This is a genomic window from Pseudarthrobacter sp. NPDC058329 (genome assembly GCF_042879835.1).
Classification (GTDB): Bacteria; Actinomycetota; Actinomycetes; order Actinomycetales; family Micrococcaceae; genus Arthrobacter.
This window is the reverse complement of record NZ_JBHVZR010000001.1, coordinates 118,886-133,977: the sequence shown is the minus strand read 5'-3', so window position 1 is coordinate 133,977 and position 15,092 is coordinate 118,886. Positions and strand designations below refer to the sequence as shown.

At 60.9% G+C, this 15,092-nt stretch carries 22 protein-coding genes; 1 reads left to right on the top strand and 21 read right to left on the bottom strand.

Going from position 1 to position 15,092, the window contains the following annotated elements:
• Positions 1-2: 2 nt before the first annotated feature.
• The 16 genes from rplF to rpsJ form a co-directional block, all read right to left on the bottom strand.
• Positions 3-539 (bottom strand): 50S ribosomal protein L6, encoded by a 537-nt coding sequence (gene rplF / locus ACFVYC_RS00685; RefSeq protein WP_387545494.1) that lies wholly within the window; start codon positions 537-539, stop codon positions 3-5.
• Positions 540-557: 18 nt separating this feature from the next.
• Positions 558-956, bottom strand: coding sequence for a 30S ribosomal protein S8 (rpsH, locus tag ACFVYC_RS00680; protein ID WP_387545492.1), 399 nt, complete (start codon positions 954-956; stop codon positions 558-560).
• Positions 957-1,041: 85 nt separating this feature from the next.
• A complete protein-coding gene (rplE, locus tag ACFVYC_RS00675) occupies positions 1,042-1,623 on the bottom strand; it encodes a 50S ribosomal protein L5 (RefSeq protein WP_307094343.1) in 582 nt (193 codons plus the stop codon).
• Positions 1,623-1,982 carry a 50S ribosomal protein L24 gene (gene rplX, locus ACFVYC_RS00670; protein ID WP_104042536.1) on the bottom strand — a complete coding sequence of 120 codons (360 nt, stop codon included), beginning with the start codon at positions 1,980-1,982 and terminating at the stop codon, positions 1,623-1,625. Before rplX ends, rplE begins: the two co-directional genes overlap by 1 nt.
• Positions 1,983-1,985: 3 nt before the next feature.
• Positions 1,986-2,354: a 50S ribosomal protein L14 gene (gene rplN / locus ACFVYC_RS00665; protein ID WP_024366126.1), complete on the bottom strand. Its 369-nt coding sequence runs from the start codon at positions 2,352-2,354 to the stop codon at positions 1,986-1,988.
• Positions 2,355-3,066: 712 nt separating this feature from the next.
• Complete coding sequence (gene rpsQ / locus ACFVYC_RS00660) at positions 3,067-3,372, bottom strand: 30S ribosomal protein S17 (protein WP_104042537.1); 306 nt, start codon at positions 3,370-3,372, stop codon at positions 3,067-3,069.
• Positions 3,369-3,698: a 50S ribosomal protein L29 gene (rpmC, locus tag ACFVYC_RS00655; protein WP_163161897.1), complete on the bottom strand. Its 330-nt coding sequence runs from the start codon at positions 3,696-3,698 to the stop codon at positions 3,369-3,371. Before rpmC ends, rpsQ begins: the two co-directional genes overlap by 4 nt.
• 2 nt (positions 3,699-3,700) lie before the next feature.
• The gene (gene rplP, locus ACFVYC_RS00650) at positions 3,701-4,117 is read right to left on the bottom strand and encodes a 50S ribosomal protein L16 (RefSeq protein WP_013601829.1); all 417 of its coding nucleotides are present in this window, start codon (positions 4,115-4,117) and stop codon (positions 3,701-3,703) included.
• The gene (gene rpsC, locus ACFVYC_RS00645; protein WP_387545486.1) at positions 4,118-4,948 is read right to left on the bottom strand and encodes a 30S ribosomal protein S3; all 831 of its coding nucleotides are present in this window, start codon (positions 4,946-4,948) and stop codon (positions 4,118-4,120) included. It lies immediately after the preceding gene.
• On the bottom strand, positions 4,949-5,314 hold the full coding sequence (gene rplV / locus ACFVYC_RS00640; RefSeq protein ID WP_009358304.1) for a 50S ribosomal protein L22: 366 nt from the start codon (positions 5,312-5,314) through the stop codon (positions 4,949-4,951).
• Between the two features lie 38 nt (positions 5,315-5,352).
• Positions 5,353-5,634 (bottom strand): 30S ribosomal protein S19, encoded by a 282-nt coding sequence (gene rpsS, locus ACFVYC_RS00635; RefSeq protein ID WP_018773666.1) that lies wholly within the window; start codon positions 5,632-5,634, stop codon positions 5,353-5,355.
• A gap of 12 nt (positions 5,635-5,646) precedes the next feature.
• Positions 5,647-6,486 carry a 50S ribosomal protein L2 gene (rplB, locus tag ACFVYC_RS00630; RefSeq protein ID WP_387545483.1) on the bottom strand — a complete coding sequence of 280 codons (840 nt, stop codon included), beginning with the start codon at positions 6,484-6,486 and terminating at the stop codon, positions 5,647-5,649.
• A 29-nt stretch (positions 6,487-6,515) separates the two neighbouring features.
• Positions 6,516-6,821 (bottom strand): 50S ribosomal protein L23, encoded by a 306-nt coding sequence (gene rplW / locus ACFVYC_RS00625; protein ID WP_011692807.1) that lies wholly within the window; start codon positions 6,819-6,821, stop codon positions 6,516-6,518.
• On the bottom strand, positions 6,818-7,441 hold the full coding sequence (gene rplD / locus ACFVYC_RS00620; RefSeq protein WP_142038810.1) for a 50S ribosomal protein L4: 624 nt from the start codon (positions 7,439-7,441) through the stop codon (positions 6,818-6,820). Before rplD ends, rplW begins: the two co-directional genes overlap by 4 nt.
• A 4-nt stretch (positions 7,442-7,445) precedes the next feature.
• The gene (gene rplC / locus ACFVYC_RS00615; protein WP_013601833.1) at positions 7,446-8,096 is read right to left on the bottom strand and encodes a 50S ribosomal protein L3; all 651 of its coding nucleotides are present in this window, start codon (positions 8,094-8,096) and stop codon (positions 7,446-7,448) included.
• Positions 8,097-8,113: 17 nt separating this feature from the next.
• Positions 8,114-8,422, bottom strand: a complete 309-nt coding sequence (gene rpsJ, locus ACFVYC_RS00610; RefSeq protein WP_003803825.1) for a 30S ribosomal protein S10 — start codon at positions 8,420-8,422, stop codon at positions 8,114-8,116.
• A 385-nt stretch (positions 8,423-8,807) separates the two neighbouring features.
• Here rpsJ and ACFVYC_RS00605 point away from each other — a divergent pair, with 385 nt between their 5' ends.
• The gene (locus ACFVYC_RS00605) at positions 8,808-10,244 is read left to right on the top strand and encodes a GH1 family beta-glucosidase (protein ID WP_387545480.1); all 1,437 of its coding nucleotides are present in this window, start codon (positions 8,808-8,810) and stop codon (positions 10,242-10,244) included.
• Positions 10,245-10,249: 5 nt separating this feature from the next.
• Here the strand turns inward: ACFVYC_RS00605 and ACFVYC_RS00600 are convergent, their stop codons facing one another.
• The 5 genes from ACFVYC_RS00600 to rpsL form a co-directional block, all read right to left on the bottom strand.
• On the bottom strand, positions 10,250-10,375 hold the full coding sequence (locus ACFVYC_RS00600) for a hypothetical protein (RefSeq protein WP_258061655.1): 126 nt from the start codon (positions 10,373-10,375) through the stop codon (positions 10,250-10,252).
• 101 nt (positions 10,376-10,476) lie between these two features.
• Positions 10,477-11,667 (bottom strand): elongation factor Tu, encoded by a 1,191-nt coding sequence (gene tuf, locus ACFVYC_RS00595; RefSeq protein WP_163161890.1) that lies wholly within the window; start codon positions 11,665-11,667, stop codon positions 10,477-10,479.
• Positions 11,668-11,928: 261 nt separating this feature from the next.
• A complete protein-coding gene (gene fusA, locus ACFVYC_RS00590) occupies positions 11,929-14,043 on the bottom strand; it encodes an elongation factor G (RefSeq protein ID WP_387545477.1) in 2,115 nt (704 codons plus the stop codon).
• A gap of 69 nt (positions 14,044-14,112) precedes the next feature.
• Entirely contained in the window at positions 14,113-14,583 is a 471-nt protein-coding gene (gene rpsG / locus ACFVYC_RS00585) for a 30S ribosomal protein S7 (RefSeq protein WP_026531948.1), read from the bottom strand.
• A gap of 1 nt (position 14,584) precedes the next feature.
• A complete protein-coding gene (rpsL, locus tag ACFVYC_RS00580; RefSeq protein WP_011692814.1) occupies positions 14,585-14,959 on the bottom strand; it encodes a 30S ribosomal protein S12 in 375 nt (124 codons plus the stop codon).
• Positions 14,960-15,092 lie beyond the last annotated feature (133 nt).

The window sequence follows — 15,092 nt, the reverse complement described above, 5'->3', positions numbered from 1 at the left end:
GGTTACTTACCAGCCTTTCCGACCTTGCGGCGGATGACTTCGCCGGCGTAACGGATGCCCTTGCCCTTGTAGGGGTCCGGCTTCCGCAGCTTGCGAATGTTGGCAGCAACCTCGCCGACCTGCTGCTTGTTGATTCCTGAAACAGAGAGCTTGGTCGGGGTCTCAACTGCAAAGGTGATGCCCTCCGGTGCGGAGACATTTACCGGGTGGCTGTAACCGAGAGCGAACTCAAGGTCAGATCCCTTGGCCTGAACGCGGTAACCGGTACCGACGATTTCAAGCTTCTTCTCGTAGCCCTTGGTGACGCCCTCGATCATGTTGGAGATCAGGGTGCGGGTCAGGCCGTGGAGTGAACGGGAGGCGCGCTCGTCGTTCGGGCGGGCGACAGTCAGGGTGTCTGCTTCCAGGGAAACCTCGATCGGGCTGGCCACAGTGTGGTTCAGCTCGCCTTTGGAACCCTTGACGCTGACGACAGAGCCGTCAACCTTGACCTCAACGCCGGCAGGAACGGTGATGGGGAGACGTCCAATACGTGACATTATTCTCTTCCTTTCCCGTTACCAGACGTAAGCGAGGACTTCGCCGCCCACGCCCTTCTTGCCGGCCTGCTTGTCAGTCAGGAGGCCGGAAGAGGTGGACAGGATTGCGACACCCAGGCCACCGAGCACGTGCGGCAGGTTGGTGGACTTTGCGTAAACACGCAGGCCCGGCTTGGAAATACGACGAACACCAGCAATTGAACGCTCGCGGTTCGGTCCGAACTTGAGGTCGATGGTCAGCTTCTTGCCGACCTCAGCCTCTTCTTCCTTCCAGCCGGCGATGAAGCCTTCGGCCTTGAGGATGTCAGCAACGCGTGCCTTGAGCTTGCTGTACGGCATGGACACGGAATCGTGGTATGCCGAGTTTGCATTGCGCAGACGCGTAAGCATGTCTGCGACAGGATCTGTCATTGTCATGGTGGGCTCTTGCCCTTCCTCATAACGGTTTCCGCGGTGCTGCTTCGATTCGAAGCCGTACCGCCGGACCTTTTACGTAGTTAGATTAGTCTTCGGCCTTGAACGGGAAACCAAGCGCCTTGAGCAGCGCGCGGCCTTCGTCATCGGTCTTGGCAGTGGTGACAACCGTGATGTCCATACCGCGGACGCGGTCGATCTTGTCCTGGTCGATCTCGTGGAACATAACCTGCTCGGTCAGACCGAAGGTGTAGTTGCCGTTACCGTCGAACTGCTTGCCGGAGAGACCACGGAAGTCCCTGATACGGGGCAGTGCGAGGCTGACCAGACGGTCCAGGAATTCCCACATACGGTCGCCACGCAGGGTAGCGTGTGCACCGATGGGCATGCCTTCGCGCAGCTTGAACTGTGCGATGGACTTGCGGGCCTTGGTAACCTGCGGCTTCTGGCCGGTGATCTGGGTGAGGTCGCGGACAGCGCCGTCGATCAGCTTGGAGTCCTTGGCGGCATCTCCAACACCCATGTTCACAACGACCTTCACGAGGCGCGGAACCTGGTTGACGTTTTCGTACTTGAATTCCTCAATGAGCGTGCTCTTGATGGATTCGGCGTACTTGGTCTTCAGACGAGGAACGATCTTCGTTGCCGGAGTCTCGAGAGTCTCAGTCATTAGATGTCCTTCCCTGAGCTCTTGGCCACGCGGACACGCACTTCGCGCTGCACGCCATTGCGCTCAACGGTCTCGGTGCGGAAGCCAACGCGGGTGGGCTTCTTGGTGGACGGGTCAACCAGAGCCACGTTGGAGATGTGGATCGAAGCTTCAACAACCTCGATGCCACCGGTCTTGGTGCCGCGCTGCGACTGACCGACCTTGGTGTGCTTGGTTACGCGGTTAATGCCTTCAACCAACACGCGGTTGGTTTCGGGGAACACGCGCAGGACCTTGCCCTGCTTGCCGCGGTCGCCGCCGCGCTCAGCCTTGGCGCCAGTGATGACCTGAACGAGGTCACCCTTTTTGATCTTAGCCATGGACTAGAGCACCTCCGGAGCCAGAGAAACGATCTTCATGAACTTCTTGTCGCGAAGTTCACGACCAACCGGTCCGAAGATACGGGTACCGCGGGGGTCACCGTCAGCCTTCAGGATCACAGCTGCGTTCTCGTCAAACTTGATGTAGGAACCATCCGCACGGCGGCGTTCCTTCTTGGTACGGACGATGACTGCCTTGACAACATCGCCCTTCTTTACGTTGCCGCCCGGGATTGCATCCTTGACGGTTGCGACAATGACGTCGCCAATGCCTGCGTAGCGACGGCCAGATCCACCGAGAACGCGAATGGTAAGGATTTCCTTAGCACCCGTGTTGTCGGCGACCTTGAGTCGCGACTCCTGCTGAATCACTATTTACTCCTTGCGTCGCGCCGGTTCTCAGACCGAAAATCTTCCTACGGAATGAGCCTTGCGGAACGGTTGATCGGGGTGTCTCTTGACCTGCCTGGATTTTGCCAGACCAGGCCTAAACTCCCGTGCCAGAAGCAGTTGCTCCCATCCGTTCCAGGAATCCTGGGCGCAAGGGGGCACTATGCCGTGGCACGCTTGTTTACGAGGTTTGATGTCGGCACACAAAAGGCGCCATACAAACTCAAAATCTTAGCACGCTTTCCGGTGATCCCCATATCACCGCCGGCGCTCCCCCGCAAGACGGACGACGGCGTCTCGCACCGCAGCCTTTCCGCCCGCCCCGCCTGCCACTCCCCTGGAGCCGCCGCGCCGCCGTCGCACGCCCTCTCACTTCCTGCGGCCTTTCGGCAAACGCTCTATCACCTCCTGCGCCTTCTTGACGGACGCTCTATCACCTCCTGCGCCTTCTTGACGGACGCTCTATCACCTCCTGCGCCTTCTTGATGGACGCTCTATCACCTCCTGCCGCCCTCAAGCGTGAAGTGATAGAGCGTCCGCCAGAATGCAGCCAAAAGTGATAGACCGTCGTTAGAAACACGACCGAAAGTGAGAGAGCGTCCGGGGGTGGATGACGGCCCGCGGCGACGGGTTAACGCGGAAGCCCCCGCTCCCAAAAGGGAGCAGGGGCTTCCGGTTACCGAAGCAGCAGGTGCTACTTGGCCTTCTCGAGGATTTCCACGAGCCGCCAGTTCTTGGTGGCGGACAGCGGACGGGTCTCGGCGATGACAACGAGGTCGCCGATGCCGGCGGTGTTCTCTTCGTCGTGTGCCTTGACCTTGGAGGTACGGCGGATGACCTTGCCGTACAGGGCGTGCTTCACGCGGTCTTCAACCTGGACAACGATGGTCTTTTCCATCTTGTCAGAGACCACGTAGCCGCGACGCGTCTTGCGGTAACCGCGCTGCTCAGCCGTGGCTGCGGTAGCAGTTTCGGTCACGTTCTCGTCCTTTTCACTCACTTGGCATCCTCCTCGGTCTCAACCGTCTCAGCCTTGTCGGCCTTCTTGGTTGCTGCCTTCTTGGACTTCTTCTCTTCCTTGGCTTCCACAACCGGTGCGGCAACCTCGGCACGAATGCCCAGCTCGCGCTCACGGAGAACGGTGTAGATGCGGGCGATGTCCTTCTTTACCGCGCGCAGACGACCGTGGTTCTCCAGCTGTCCGGTGGCGGACTGGAAACGCAGGTTGAACAGCTCTTCCTTGGCCTTGCGGAGTTCTTCAACGAGACGCTCGTTGTCGAAACCGTCCAGCTGTGCGGGAGCCAGATCCTTGGATCCTACTGCCATTTCTATTCACCACCTTCGCGACGCAGAATGCGTGCCTTCAACGGGAGCTTGTGGATTGCCAGGCGCAGGGCCTCGCGGGCTACCGATTCTTCAACGCCGGAGATCTCAAAGAGAACCCGACCCGGCTTGACGTTTGCGACCCACCATTCCGGTGAACCCTTACCGGAACCCATGCGGGTTTCGGCAGGCTTCTTGGTGAGGGGACGGTCCGGGTAGATGTTGATCCAGACCTTTCCGCCACGCTTGATGTGGCGGGTCATCGCGATACGTGCAGACTCGATCTGACGGTTGGTGACGTATGCCGGGCTCAGGGCCTGGATACCGTACTCACCGAAGGAGACCTTGGTGCCGCCCGTAGCAGCGCCGGAACGACCCGGGTGGTGCTGCTTGCGGTGCTTGACTCGACGTGGGATAAGCATTTAAGCCTGTCCTCCTTCTGCAGCAGCAGGTGCTGCTTCAACTGCCGGTGCTTCGGCAGCAGGAGCTGCGTCAGCTGCCGGACGGTCGGGGCGACGGCGGCGGTCACCACGGTCAGCGCCACCCGGGCGGCCCGGACGGTCGCCGGAGCGGCCGCGGGACGGGGCGGAAGCGGCCTGCTGGGCCAGTTCCTTGGCGGTGACGTCACCCTTGTAGATCCAAACCTTCACGCCAATGCGGCCGAAGGTGGTCTTGGCTTCGTAGAAGCCGTAGTCGATGTTCGCACGGAGGGTGTGCAGGGGCACACGTCCTTCGCGGTAGAACTCCGAGCGGGACATTTCAGCGCCACCCAGTCGACCCGAGCAGGCGATCCGGATGCCCTTGGCACCTGCACGCTGTGCGGACTGCATGGCCTTCTTCATTGCGCGGCGGAAAGCCACACGTGAAGTCAGCTGCTCAGCAACGCCCTGGGCTACAAGCTGTGCTTCCATCTCGGGGTTCTTGACCTCGAGGATGTTCAGCTGAACCTGCTTGCCGGTGAGCTTTTCGAGCTCGCCGCGGATGCGGTCTGCTTCTGCTCCACGGCGGCCGATGACGATACCGGGACGGGCCGTGTGGATGTCCACGCGGACACGGTCACGGGTGCGCTCGATCTCAACCTTGGCGATACCGGCGCGCTCCATGCCCGTGGACATGAGCTGGCGGATGCGGATGTCTTCGCGAACGAAGTCCTTGTACCGCTGGCCGGCCTTGGTGCTGTCAGCGAACCAGTGCGATACGTGATCGGTGGTGATGCCGAGTCGGAACCCGTGCGGGTTTACTTTCTGTCCCACTTAGCGAGCCTCCTCTTTCTCCGGGGTAGCGACTACCACGGTGATGTGGCTGGTGCGCTTCTTGATCTGAAATGCACGACCCTGGGCACGCGGCTGGAACCGCTTCATGGTCGGGCCTTCATCAACAAACGCTTCGCTGATGATGAGGTCGCCTTCGTCAAACGCAACGCCGTCGCGGTCCGCGAGGACCCGGGCGTTGGAGATTGCCGACTGAACTACCTTGAATACCGGCTCCGAAGCTGCCTGCGGGGCAAACTTCAGAATTGCCAGAGCCTCATTCGCTTGCAAACCACGAACAAGGTTGACGACGCGCCGGGCCTTCATAGGCGTTACGCGGATGTGGCGCGCAATTGCCTTGGCTTCCATTGCTTTCCTTCTCTCGTCTTTGACGTAAGTGCAGGCGCCTAGCGGCGCTTGCCCTTACGGTCGTCCTTGACATGGCCGCGGAATGTCCGCGTGGGAGCGAATTCGCCGAGCTTGTGCCCGACCATCGACTCAGTGACAAACACCGGGATGTGCTTGCGTCCGTCGTGCACGGCGATCGTGTGCCCGAGCATGTCGGGGACGATCATCGAACGGCGGGACCAGGTCTTGATGACGTTCTTGGTGCCCTTTTCGTTTTCCCTGGCTACCTTCACAAAGAGGTGCTGGTCAACGAAAGGACCTTTTTTCAGGCTGCGTGGCATGTGTCCAGGCTCCTATCGCTTGTTCTTGCCAGTACGACGGCGACGAACAATAAGCTTGTCGCTCTCTTTGTTGGGGCGGCGCGTGCGGCCTTCCCGCTTACCGTTCGGGTTGACGGGGTTACGTCCACCGGACGTCTTGCCCTCGCCACCACCGTGCGGGTGGTCAACCGGGTTCATGGCGACACCACGGACAGTCGGGCGAACGCCCTTCCAGCGCATACGGCCGGCCTTGCCCCAGTTGATATTCGACTGCTCGGCGTTGCCCACCTCGCCGACGGTTGCGCGGCAGCGCACGTCAACGTTGCGGATTTCACCGGAAGGCAGACGCAGCTGGGCGAAGCGGCCTTCCTTGGCGACGAGCTGGATCGATGCACCGGCGGAGCGGCCCATCTTGGCGCCGCCGCCCGGACGCAGTTCAACTGCGTGGATAACGGTACCCACCGGGATGTTGCGCAGGGGCAGGTTGTTGCCAGGCTTGATGTCAGCGTTGGCACCTGCCTCTACGAAGTCACCCTGGGACAGCTTGTTCGGGGCGATGATGTAACGCTTGGTGCCATCAACGTAGTGCAGGAGGGCGATGCGAGCCGTACGGTTCGGATCGTACTCAATTTCAGCAACGCGGGCGTTGACGCCGTCCTTGTCGTGGCGACGGAAGTCGATCAGACGGTACTGGCGCTTGTGTCCGCCACCCTTGTGACGGGTGGTGATCTTACCGGTGTTGTTACGGCCGCCCTTTTTGGGCAGCGGACGTACCAACGACTTTTCCGGCGTCGACCGCGTGATTTCGATGAAGTCCGCTACGCTCGAGCCACGACGGCCCGGGGTAGTCGGCTTGTATTTACGGATTCCCATAATTTATTTCCTCGTTAAAGTGGTCTCCGCTACGCGAGCGGACCGCCGAAGATGTCGATAGTGCCTTCTTTGAGGGTGACAATCGCACGCTTGGTGTTCTTGCGGGTACCCCATCCGAATTTGGTGCGCTTGCGCTTACCGGCACGGTTGATGGTGTTGATCGATTCGACCTTGACGGAGAAGATTTTCTCCACGGCCAGCTTGATCTCGGTCTTGTTCGACCGGGGGTCCACCAGGAAGGTGTACTTGCCCTCGTCGATCAGGCCGTAGCTCTTTTCCGACACGACGGGTGCAAGCACGACGTCGCGGGGATCCTTGATGGTGGCTGCACTCACTTGGCATCCTCCTCGTTCTTTGCCACTGCCTTGCCGGCAACGAATGCTTCGTAGGCAGCCTTGGTGAAGACAACGTCATCAGACACGAGAACGTCGTAGGTGTTCAGCTGGTCTGAGTACAGAACGTGAACACCGGCGAGGTTGCGCACGGACAGTGCAGCAACGTCGTTGGCGCGCTCGATGACAACCAGCAGGTTCTTGCGGTCGGAAACGCCGCGCAGCGTTGCAAGTGCAGTCTTGGCGGAAGGCTTGGTGCCCTCAACCAGTTCGGCAACAACGTGGATGCGTCCGTTGCGTGCCCGGTCAGACAGTGCGCCGCGCAGTGCAGCAGCAATCATCTTCTTGGGGGTGCGCTGGCTGTAGTCACGCGGGGTGGGACCGTGGACAACGCCACCGCCGGTCATGTGAGGAGCACGGATGGAACCCTGACGGGCGCGGCCGGTACCCTTCTGCTTGAACGGCTTGCGTCCTGCACCGGAAACTTCAGCGCGGGTCTTGGTCTTGTGGGTACCCTGGCGAGCAGCAGCGAGCTGGGCAACGACAACCTGGTGCAGCAGCGGCACGTTGGTCTGTACGTCGAAGATCTCTGCAGGCAGGTCAACCTGGACAGTGTTAGCCATTGAACTAGGCTCCCTTCACGGCGGTGCGTACGAGGACGACCTGGCCGCGGGCGCCGGGAACGGCACCCTTGATAAGGAGCAGCGACTTCTCGACGTCAACCGCGTGGACCGTGAGGTTCAGCGTGGTGTGACGAACGGCGCCCATGCGGCCGGCCATTTTCATGCCCTTGAAGACGCGGCTCGGGGTGGATGCGCCACCGATTGAACCGGGCTTACGGTGGTTCTTGTGGGCACCGTGGGAAGCTCCAACGCCGTGGAAGCCGTGACGCTTCATAACACCGGCGAAGCCCTTACCCTTGGTGGTGCCGATGACGTCGATCTTCTGGCCGGCTTCGAAGACCTCTACGGAGAGCTCCTGGCCCAGCTCGTACTCAGCAGCATCTGCGGTACGGAGTTCGACGACGTGGCGGCGAGGCGTAACGCCTGCCTTCTCAAAGTGACCAGCCAGCGGCTTGGTGACCTTGCGGGGATCGATCTGGCCGTAGCCGATCTGTACGGCGACGTAGCCATCAGCTTCTGCGTTGCGCAGCTGAGTGATGACGTTCGAATCTGCCTGGACCACAGTGACGGGGATGAGCTTGTTGTTCTCGTCCCAGACCTGGGTCATGCCGAGCTTCGTGCCCAGCAGGCCCTTTACGTTACGGGTTGCGGTCATAGTCTCTCAGCACCTCCCTACAGCTTGATTTCGATGTTCACGTCTGCCGGCAGGTCGAGACGCATAAGCGAATCAACAGCCTTCGGCGTGGGATCGATGATGTCGATAAGACGCTTGTGCGTGCGCATTTCGAAGTGCTCGCGGCTGTCCTTGTACTTGTGCGGAGAGCGGATTACGCAGTAAACGTTCTTCTCCGTCGGCAGCGGCACGGGGCCAACTACAGTTGCGCCTGCGCGCGTGACCGTCTCAACGATCTTCCGTGCTGAAACGTCAATGACCTCGTGGTCGTATGACTTCAGCCGGATGCGGATTTTTTGTCCCGCCATGTCGCCTGACTCTCTTTCAGTAAATGCTGCTCTGTTTACTTACCTGTTGTGCGGCTGCCGAAGCATTTGAAGTCGTAACTACCACCCGCCGCACAAGCTGAATCCGGATAAATCCGGGTTCCTCAACCTGCCGGCGCAACCGACCCCCGCGGTCGGGCGTGTCGCGCTTTCCGCGCGTACTCGTCCGCAGTTCCATGGGGAGTGGGTTATGTTTGGGCTCTTACTTGGACCCTGACACCCGGCATTATCCGGATCGGGACGCGAAAGAGCGCTTGAACAACTCATCTAGTATGCCGGAATTTGGCGCCAGAAGCGAATTGGCCCTACTCAGCGGTGCCGGCCCCGGGTCATTGCCAACGCGTACGCCCGAATGGATGATAGGGGCATGACGCTGGAGAGCACCGAATCCGTGACTGAACTGGCCAGCCGCATGCCGCCGTCGTTCACCCTGGGCGTTGCGGCCGCAGCGTTTCAGATCGAAGGAGCCCTGACCCAGGGAGGCCGGGGGCCTTCCGGCTGGGACGCCTTCGCTGAGAAGCCAGGCAGCATCATGGACGGGCACTCTCCCGCAGTGGCCTGCGATCACTATAACCGCCTCCCGGAGGACATCGCCCTGCTGCGGGAGCTGGGCGTGGACTCCTACCGCTTCTCGTTGTCCTGGCCCAGGATCCAGCCAGACGGGCGGGGCAGCCTTAATCCGGAGGGACTGGATTTCTATGACCGGCTGATCGACCAGCTGCTCGCTGCCGGCGTCTCCCCCATGGCCACCCTCTACCATTGGGATACTCCCCTGCCGCTGGAACACCGCGGGGGCTGGATGAACCGTGAAACAGCTGAACGGTTCGGCGAGTATGCCGCTGCCGCCGGCGAACGCTATGGCGACCGCGTGGCGCAGTGGGTCACGCTGAACGAGCCACTGTCGGTGACCCTGAACGGGTACGCCCTGGGCGTGCATGCCCCCGGCCGCACGCTGATGTTCGACGCCCTTCCGGCCATCCACCACCAACTACTGGCGCACGGGCTGGGTGCGCAGGCCCTTCGTGCCGCCGGAGTCAAGGGCGATGTTGGCGTCACCAATCTGCACTCCCCCGTTCGTCCCGCCACCGGCAAGCCAGGGGACAGGCTGGTGGCGAGAATGTACGACCTGCTGATGAACAGGATCTACGCCGATCCCGTGCTGCTGGGCCGTTACCCCCGCCTGCCGCTGTATGCCAGGCCGTGGCTGCGGTCCATTGGCAAAATTTCCGACGCCGACCTTCGGACTATTCATCAGCCGCTCGATTTTTACGGCCTCAACTACTACTTCCCGATCAAGGTGGCGATTGGCCGCGGTGTGGCACCTATCCCCGCTGAACCGCACAAAGCAGTCAGGACGCTGCCGTACCACGAGGTGGGCTATCCCGAGCTTGACCACACGGGGTTCGGCTGGCCGGTGGCTCCTGACCACTTGGGCGTCCTGCTCAAGGAACTGCAGGACCGGTACGGTGCCGCGCTCCCGCCCGTCTATATCACCGAAGGCGGGGCCAGCTTCCCGGAGCCCGACCAGGTGTCCGGGCCTGTCCAGGACGAGGATCGGATGAACTACATCGCTTCACACCTGCGCGCGGCCCTGGACGCGACCTCCCCGGGCGGGGTGGCGGCGGGCGTGGACCTGCGCGGCTACTACGTGTGGACGCTTATGGACAACTTCGAGTGGGCCGCCGGCTACTCGCAGCGTTTCGGACTGGTCCATGTCGACTTCGAAACACTGGAGCGAACGCCCAAGCGGTCCTTCTACTGGTACCAGGCGCTCAGCAAGGCACGAAGGGCCGCGGACGGCTAGTCCGGCTACTGGTTCTTGTTTGCCCGGTTGATTCGCTTTGCACGGTCTATTTCATTGCGGAAGTGCTTCTTGGCCCAGAACACACCGGCGACCACAACAACCGCGATAATCAGAAAAATCAGCCATCCCATGATGAACTCCTCTCGGTCCAGCAACAGTATCAGGGTGGGGTTAACAAAAAAGAACGGCCCCGCTGCAGTTGCAGCGGGGCCGTTCTTCAGGTCAACCGGAATTACTTGTTGATCTTGGTAACGCGTCCTGAACCAACGGTGCGGCCGCCTTCGCGGATTGCGAAGCCGAGGCCCTCTTCCATGGCGATGGGCTGGATGAGCGCAACGGTCATCTCAGTGTTGTCGCCAGGCATAACCATTTCCGTGCCCTCGGGCAGGGTGATAACGCCGGTTACGTCCGTGGTACGGAAGTAGAACTGCGGGCGGTAGTTGGAGTAGAACGGGTTGTGACGTCCGCCTTCGTCCTTGGAGAGGATGTAGACGTTAGCCTCGAAGTCGGTGTGCGGGGTGATGGAACCCGGCTTGACGACAACCTGGCCACGCTCTACGTCATCGCGCTTCAGACCGCGGAGCAGGAGGCCACAGTTCTCGCCGGCCCATGCTTCGTCGAGCTGCTTGTGGAACATCTCGATACCGGTAACCGTGGTCTTCTGGACCGGACGGATGCCGACGATCTCGACCTCGGAGTTGATGGCGAGGGTTCCACGCTCGGCGCGGCCCGTAACAACGGTGCCACGGCCGGTGATGGTGAAGACGTCCTCGATGGGCATGAGGAACGGCTTGTCACGGTCACGTACGGGGTCCGGAACAGACTCGTCAACAGCAGCCATCAGGTCCTCAACGGACTTGACCCACTCCGGGTCGCCTTCCAGTGCCTTCAGGCCTGAAACGCGGACAACCGGTGCTTCGTCGCCATCGAAGCCCTGCGAGCTGAGCAGCTCACGAACTTCCATTTCAACGAGGTCCAGCAGTTCCTCATCGTCAACCATGTCGGACTTGTTCAGCGCGACCAGCAGGTAGGGAACACCCACCTGGCGGGCGAGCAGAACGTGCTCGCGGGTCTGAGCCATCGGGCCGTCAGTGGCGGCAACCACGAGGATTGCACCGTCCATCTGGGCAGCACCGGTGATCATGTTCTTGATGTAGTCAGCGTGACCGGGAGCGTCTACGTGTGCGTAGTGGCGCTTTTCGGTCTGGTACTCAACGTGGGAGATGTTGATGGTAATGCCGCGCTGACGCTCTTCGGGAGCAGAGTCAATCGACGCGAAGTCACGCTTCTCGTTGAGAGTCGGGTACTTGTCGTACAGCACCTTGGAAATGGCGGCCGTCAACGTCGTCTTACCGTGGTCAACGTGACCAATGGTGCCGATGTTAACGTGCGGCTTAGTCCGCTCGAACTTTGCCTTTGCCACAGGTTCCTCCTAGAACGTTTTCAAATGACATACCCTTCAGCCGCGCTTGTCGCGGCGGAAACTCAGGTAAGTCTACTTGGGGGGCTTTGGATTGGTGAAATTGCAGATTCAGGAACTAATACTAGTCCCTAGAGCCTGTTCGTGCAGATGGCCGGAATCCGGCTTTGACCGGACGAATCCGACCGTCCCCGGCCACCTGCACCAGGCGGGCCTCCGTCAACCGGAAGCACACCCGAGTTTTTCGCTGCGAGCGTCCGAGGACTATTCGCCGCGGGTCTTCTGGATGATCTCGTCGGCAACTGCCTTCGGGACCTCGGCGTAGCTGTTGAACGTCATGGAGTACACAGCGCGGCCCTGGGTCTTCGAACGCAGGTCACCGATGTAGCCGAACATGCCGGACAGCGGAACGTGCGCACGAATAACCTTGACGCCCTGTGCATCTTCCATGGACTGCATCTGGCCACGGCGGGAGTTGAGGTCACCGATAACTTCACCCATGTATTCCTCAGGGGTGCGGACCTCTACATCCATCAGCGGTTCGAGCAGAACCGGGTTCGCCTTGCGTGCAGCTTCCTTGAAAGCCATACGGCCTGCGATCTTGAAGGCCATTTCCGAGGAGTCGACATCGTGGTAGGCGCCGTCAACCAGCGTGGCCTTGATGCCGACTACCGGGTAACCGGCCAGGACGCCGTCGTTCAGCGCATCCTGGATACCAGCGTCAACAGACGGGATGTACTCGCGGGGAACGCGGCCACCGGTGACCTTGTTCTCGAACTCGTACAGCTCGCCTTCGGCGGTGTCCAGCGGCTCGATCGCAATCTGGATCTTTGCGAACTGACCCGAACCACCGGTCTGCTTCTTGTGCGTGTAGTCGTGGCGTTCGACGGCGCGCTTGATGGTTTCGCGGTAAGCAACCTGGGGCTTGCCCACGTTTGCCTCGACCTTGAACTCGCGGCGCATGCGGTCCACCAGGATGTCCAGGTGGAGCTCGCCCATGCCGGCGATGATGGTCTGGCCGGTGTCTTCGTTGAGGGACACCTGGAAGGTGGGGTCCTCAGCGGAGAGCTTCTGGATGGCCGTGGAGAGCTTCTCCTGGTCACCCTTGGTGTTCGGCTCGATGGCGACCGAGATCACGGGCTCCGGGAAGCTCATGGACTCGAGCACGATCTGGTTGCTGGAATCACACAGGGTGTCACCCGTGGTGGTGTCCTTCAGACCGATCGCTGCGTAGATGTGGCCAGCGGTAGCGCCCTCAACGGGCATTTCCTTGTTGGCGTGCATCTGGAACAGCTTGCCGATGCGCTCCTTCTTGCCCTTCGTGGAGTTAACCACCTGGGCGCCTGCTTCCACGTGACCGGAGTACACGCGGATGAAGGTGAGCTGGCCGAAGAACGGGTGCGCAGCAATCTTGAAGGCCAGTGCGGAGAACGGCTCTTCGGAGGAAGGCTTGCGGGTCAGTTCCTTCTCTTCGTCGCGAGGATCGTGGCCGACCATCGGGGGGACGTCGAGCGGGTTCGGCAGGTAGTCCACCACTGCGTCGAGCATGGGCTGAACGCCACGGTTCTTGAAGGCGGAACCGCAGAAGATCGGGTAGAGCTCGGAGTTGATCGTCATCTTGCGGATGCCGGCCTTGAGCTCGTCGATCGAGATTTCTTCACCCTCGAGGTACTTCTCCATGAGTTCCTCGGAGGACTCTGCAACCATCTCGACGAGGTTTGCGCGGTACTCTTCAGCCTTTTCCTGGAGGTCAGCCGGGATCTCGCGGATCTCGTACTTCGCACCCATGGTGACGTCACCCTTGGCATCGCCGGGCCACACCAGTGCTCGCATGTAGAGCAGGTCCACGACGCCGATGAAGTCGTTCTCGGCACCGATGGGCAGCTGCATAACAAGCGGCTTGGCACCCAGGCGGCTGATGATGGTGTCTACGGTGAAGTAGAAGTCCGCACCGAGCTTGTCCATCTTGTTGACGAAGCAAATGCGCGGGACGTTGTACTTGTCAGCCTGGCGCCAAACGGTCTCAGACTGCGGCTCAACGCCTTCCTTGCCATCGAAGACAGCGACAGCGCCGTCGAGGACGCGCAGGGAGCGCTCAACCTCAACGGTGAAGTCAACGTGGCCGGGGGTGTCGATGATGTTGATCTGGTTGTTTTCCCAGAAGCAGGTCACGGCGGCAGACGTGATGGTGATGCCGCGTTCCTTTTCCTGTTCCATCCAGTCAGTGGTCGAAGCGCCGTCGTGCGTTTCGCCAATCTTGTGGTTCACACCCGTGTAGAACAGGATGCGCTCGGTGGTGGTGGTCTTGCCGGCATCAATGTGGGCCATGATGCCGATGTTGCGGACCTTACTAAGGTCGGTAAGCACGTCCTGTGCCACGGTGTCTCCCTTTCGGATGGACTACACGTTCGCCGCCGGCCTGTGAGGGCCGGCGGCGTACGGGAAGTATTACCAGCGGTAGTGTGCGAAGGCCTTGTTGGACTCGGCCATCTTGTGGGTGTCTTCGCGACGCTTCACAGCGGCACCGAGACCGTTGGAGGCATCCAGGATTTCGTTCTGGAGGCGCTCGGTCATCGTCTTTTCGCGGCGGGCCTTGGAGTAGCCAACCAGCCAACGCAGGGCGAGTGCGGTGGAGCGGCCCGGCTTGACCTCAACCGGAACCTGGTAGGTGGCGCCGCCGACGCGGCGTGAGCGGACCTCAAGGGAAGGCTTGACGTTGTCCATAGCCTTCTTGAGGGCTGCTACGGGGTCGCCGCCGGACTTGGCGCGTGCGCCTTCGAGGGCACCGTAGACAATGCGCTCTGCAGTGGACTTCTTGCCGTCAACGAGCACCTTGTTGATGAGCTGGGTGACCAGCGGGGAGCCGTAAACGGGATCTAGTACGAGCGGCCGCTTGGGGGCCGGACCCTTGCGAGGCATATTACTTCTTCTCCATCTTTGCGCCGTAGCGGCTGCGGGCCTGCTTACGGTTCTTGACACCCTGGGTATCGAGGGCGCCACGGACGATCTTGTAGCGGACACCCGGGAGGTCCTTCACACGACCGCCGCGAACGAGCACAATGGAGTGCTCCTGCAGGTTGTGGCCTACACCGGGGATGTAAGCGGTGACTTCCACGCCGCCGTTGAGACGCACACGTGCCACCTTACGGAGGGCCGAGTTCGGCTTCTTCGGGGTGGTGGTGTAAACGCGGGTGCAAACACCGCGGCGCATCGGGCTGCCGTTAAGCGCAGGAGCCTTGGTCTTTTTGACCTTAGGCGTGCGGCCCTTGCGGACCAGCTGGTTAATCGTAGGCACTCTCGTGTTCTCCGTTGGTTTGATCTCTACCGGCGCATTCGGGCGTCAGCCGTCACTGCATCGGTTTTGGCGTTGTCCCTGCAGCCTTGGCGTCTAGAACCGTGCCTAGGCGTGCAAAAAAGTGGCATTCGTT

Coding starts and splice junctions, on each gene's coding strand:
- rpmC (WP_163161897.1), bottom strand. CDS start 3,698: ATGGCAGTAGGATCCAAGGATCTGGCTCCCGCACAGCTGGACGGTTTC.
- ACFVYC_RS00605 (WP_387545480.1), top strand. CDS start 8,808: ATGACGCTGGAGAGCACCGAATCCGTGACTGAACTGGCCAGCCGCATG.
- rpsS (WP_018773666.1), bottom strand. CDS start 5,634: ATGCCACGCAGCCTGAAAAAAGGTCCTTTCGTTGACCAGCACCTCTTT.
- rplB (WP_387545483.1), bottom strand. CDS start 6,486: ATGGGAATCCGTAAATACAAGCCGACTACCCCGGGCCGTCGTGGCTCG.
- rpsJ (WP_003803825.1), bottom strand. CDS start 8,422: ATGGCGGGACAAAAAATCCGCATCCGGCTGAAGTCATACGACCACGAG.
- rplE (WP_307094343.1), bottom strand. CDS start 1,623: ATGACTGAGACTCTCGAGACTCCGGCAACGAAGATCGTTCCTCGTCTG.
- rplX (WP_104042536.1), bottom strand. CDS start 1,982: ATGGCTAAGATCAAAAAGGGTGACCTCGTTCAGGTCATCACTGGCGCC.
- ACFVYC_RS00600 (WP_258061655.1), bottom strand. CDS start 10,375: ATGGGATGGCTGATTTTTCTGATTATCGCGGTTGTTGTGGTCGCCGGT.
- rplF (WP_387545494.1), bottom strand. CDS start 539: ATGTCACGTATTGGACGTCTCCCCATCACCGTTCCTGCCGGCGTTGAG.
- rplV (WP_009358304.1), bottom strand. CDS start 5,314: ATGGAAGCCAAGGCAATTGCGCGCCACATCCGCGTAACGCCTATGAAG.
- rpsH (WP_387545492.1), bottom strand. CDS start 956: ATGACAATGACAGATCCTGTCGCAGACATGCTTACGCGTCTGCGCAAT.
- rplC (WP_013601833.1), bottom strand. CDS start 8,096: ATGACCGCAACCCGTAACGTAAAGGGCCTGCTGGGCACGAAGCTCGGC.
- rplD (WP_142038810.1), bottom strand. CDS start 7,441: ATGGCTAACACTGTCCAGGTTGACCTGCCTGCAGAGATCTTCGACGTA.
- rpsG (WP_026531948.1), bottom strand. CDS start 14,583: ATGCCTCGCAAGGGTCCGGCCCCCAAGCGGCCGCTCGTACTAGATCCC.
- rplP (WP_013601829.1), bottom strand. CDS start 4,117: ATGCTTATCCCACGTCGAGTCAAGCACCGCAAGCAGCACCACCCGGGT.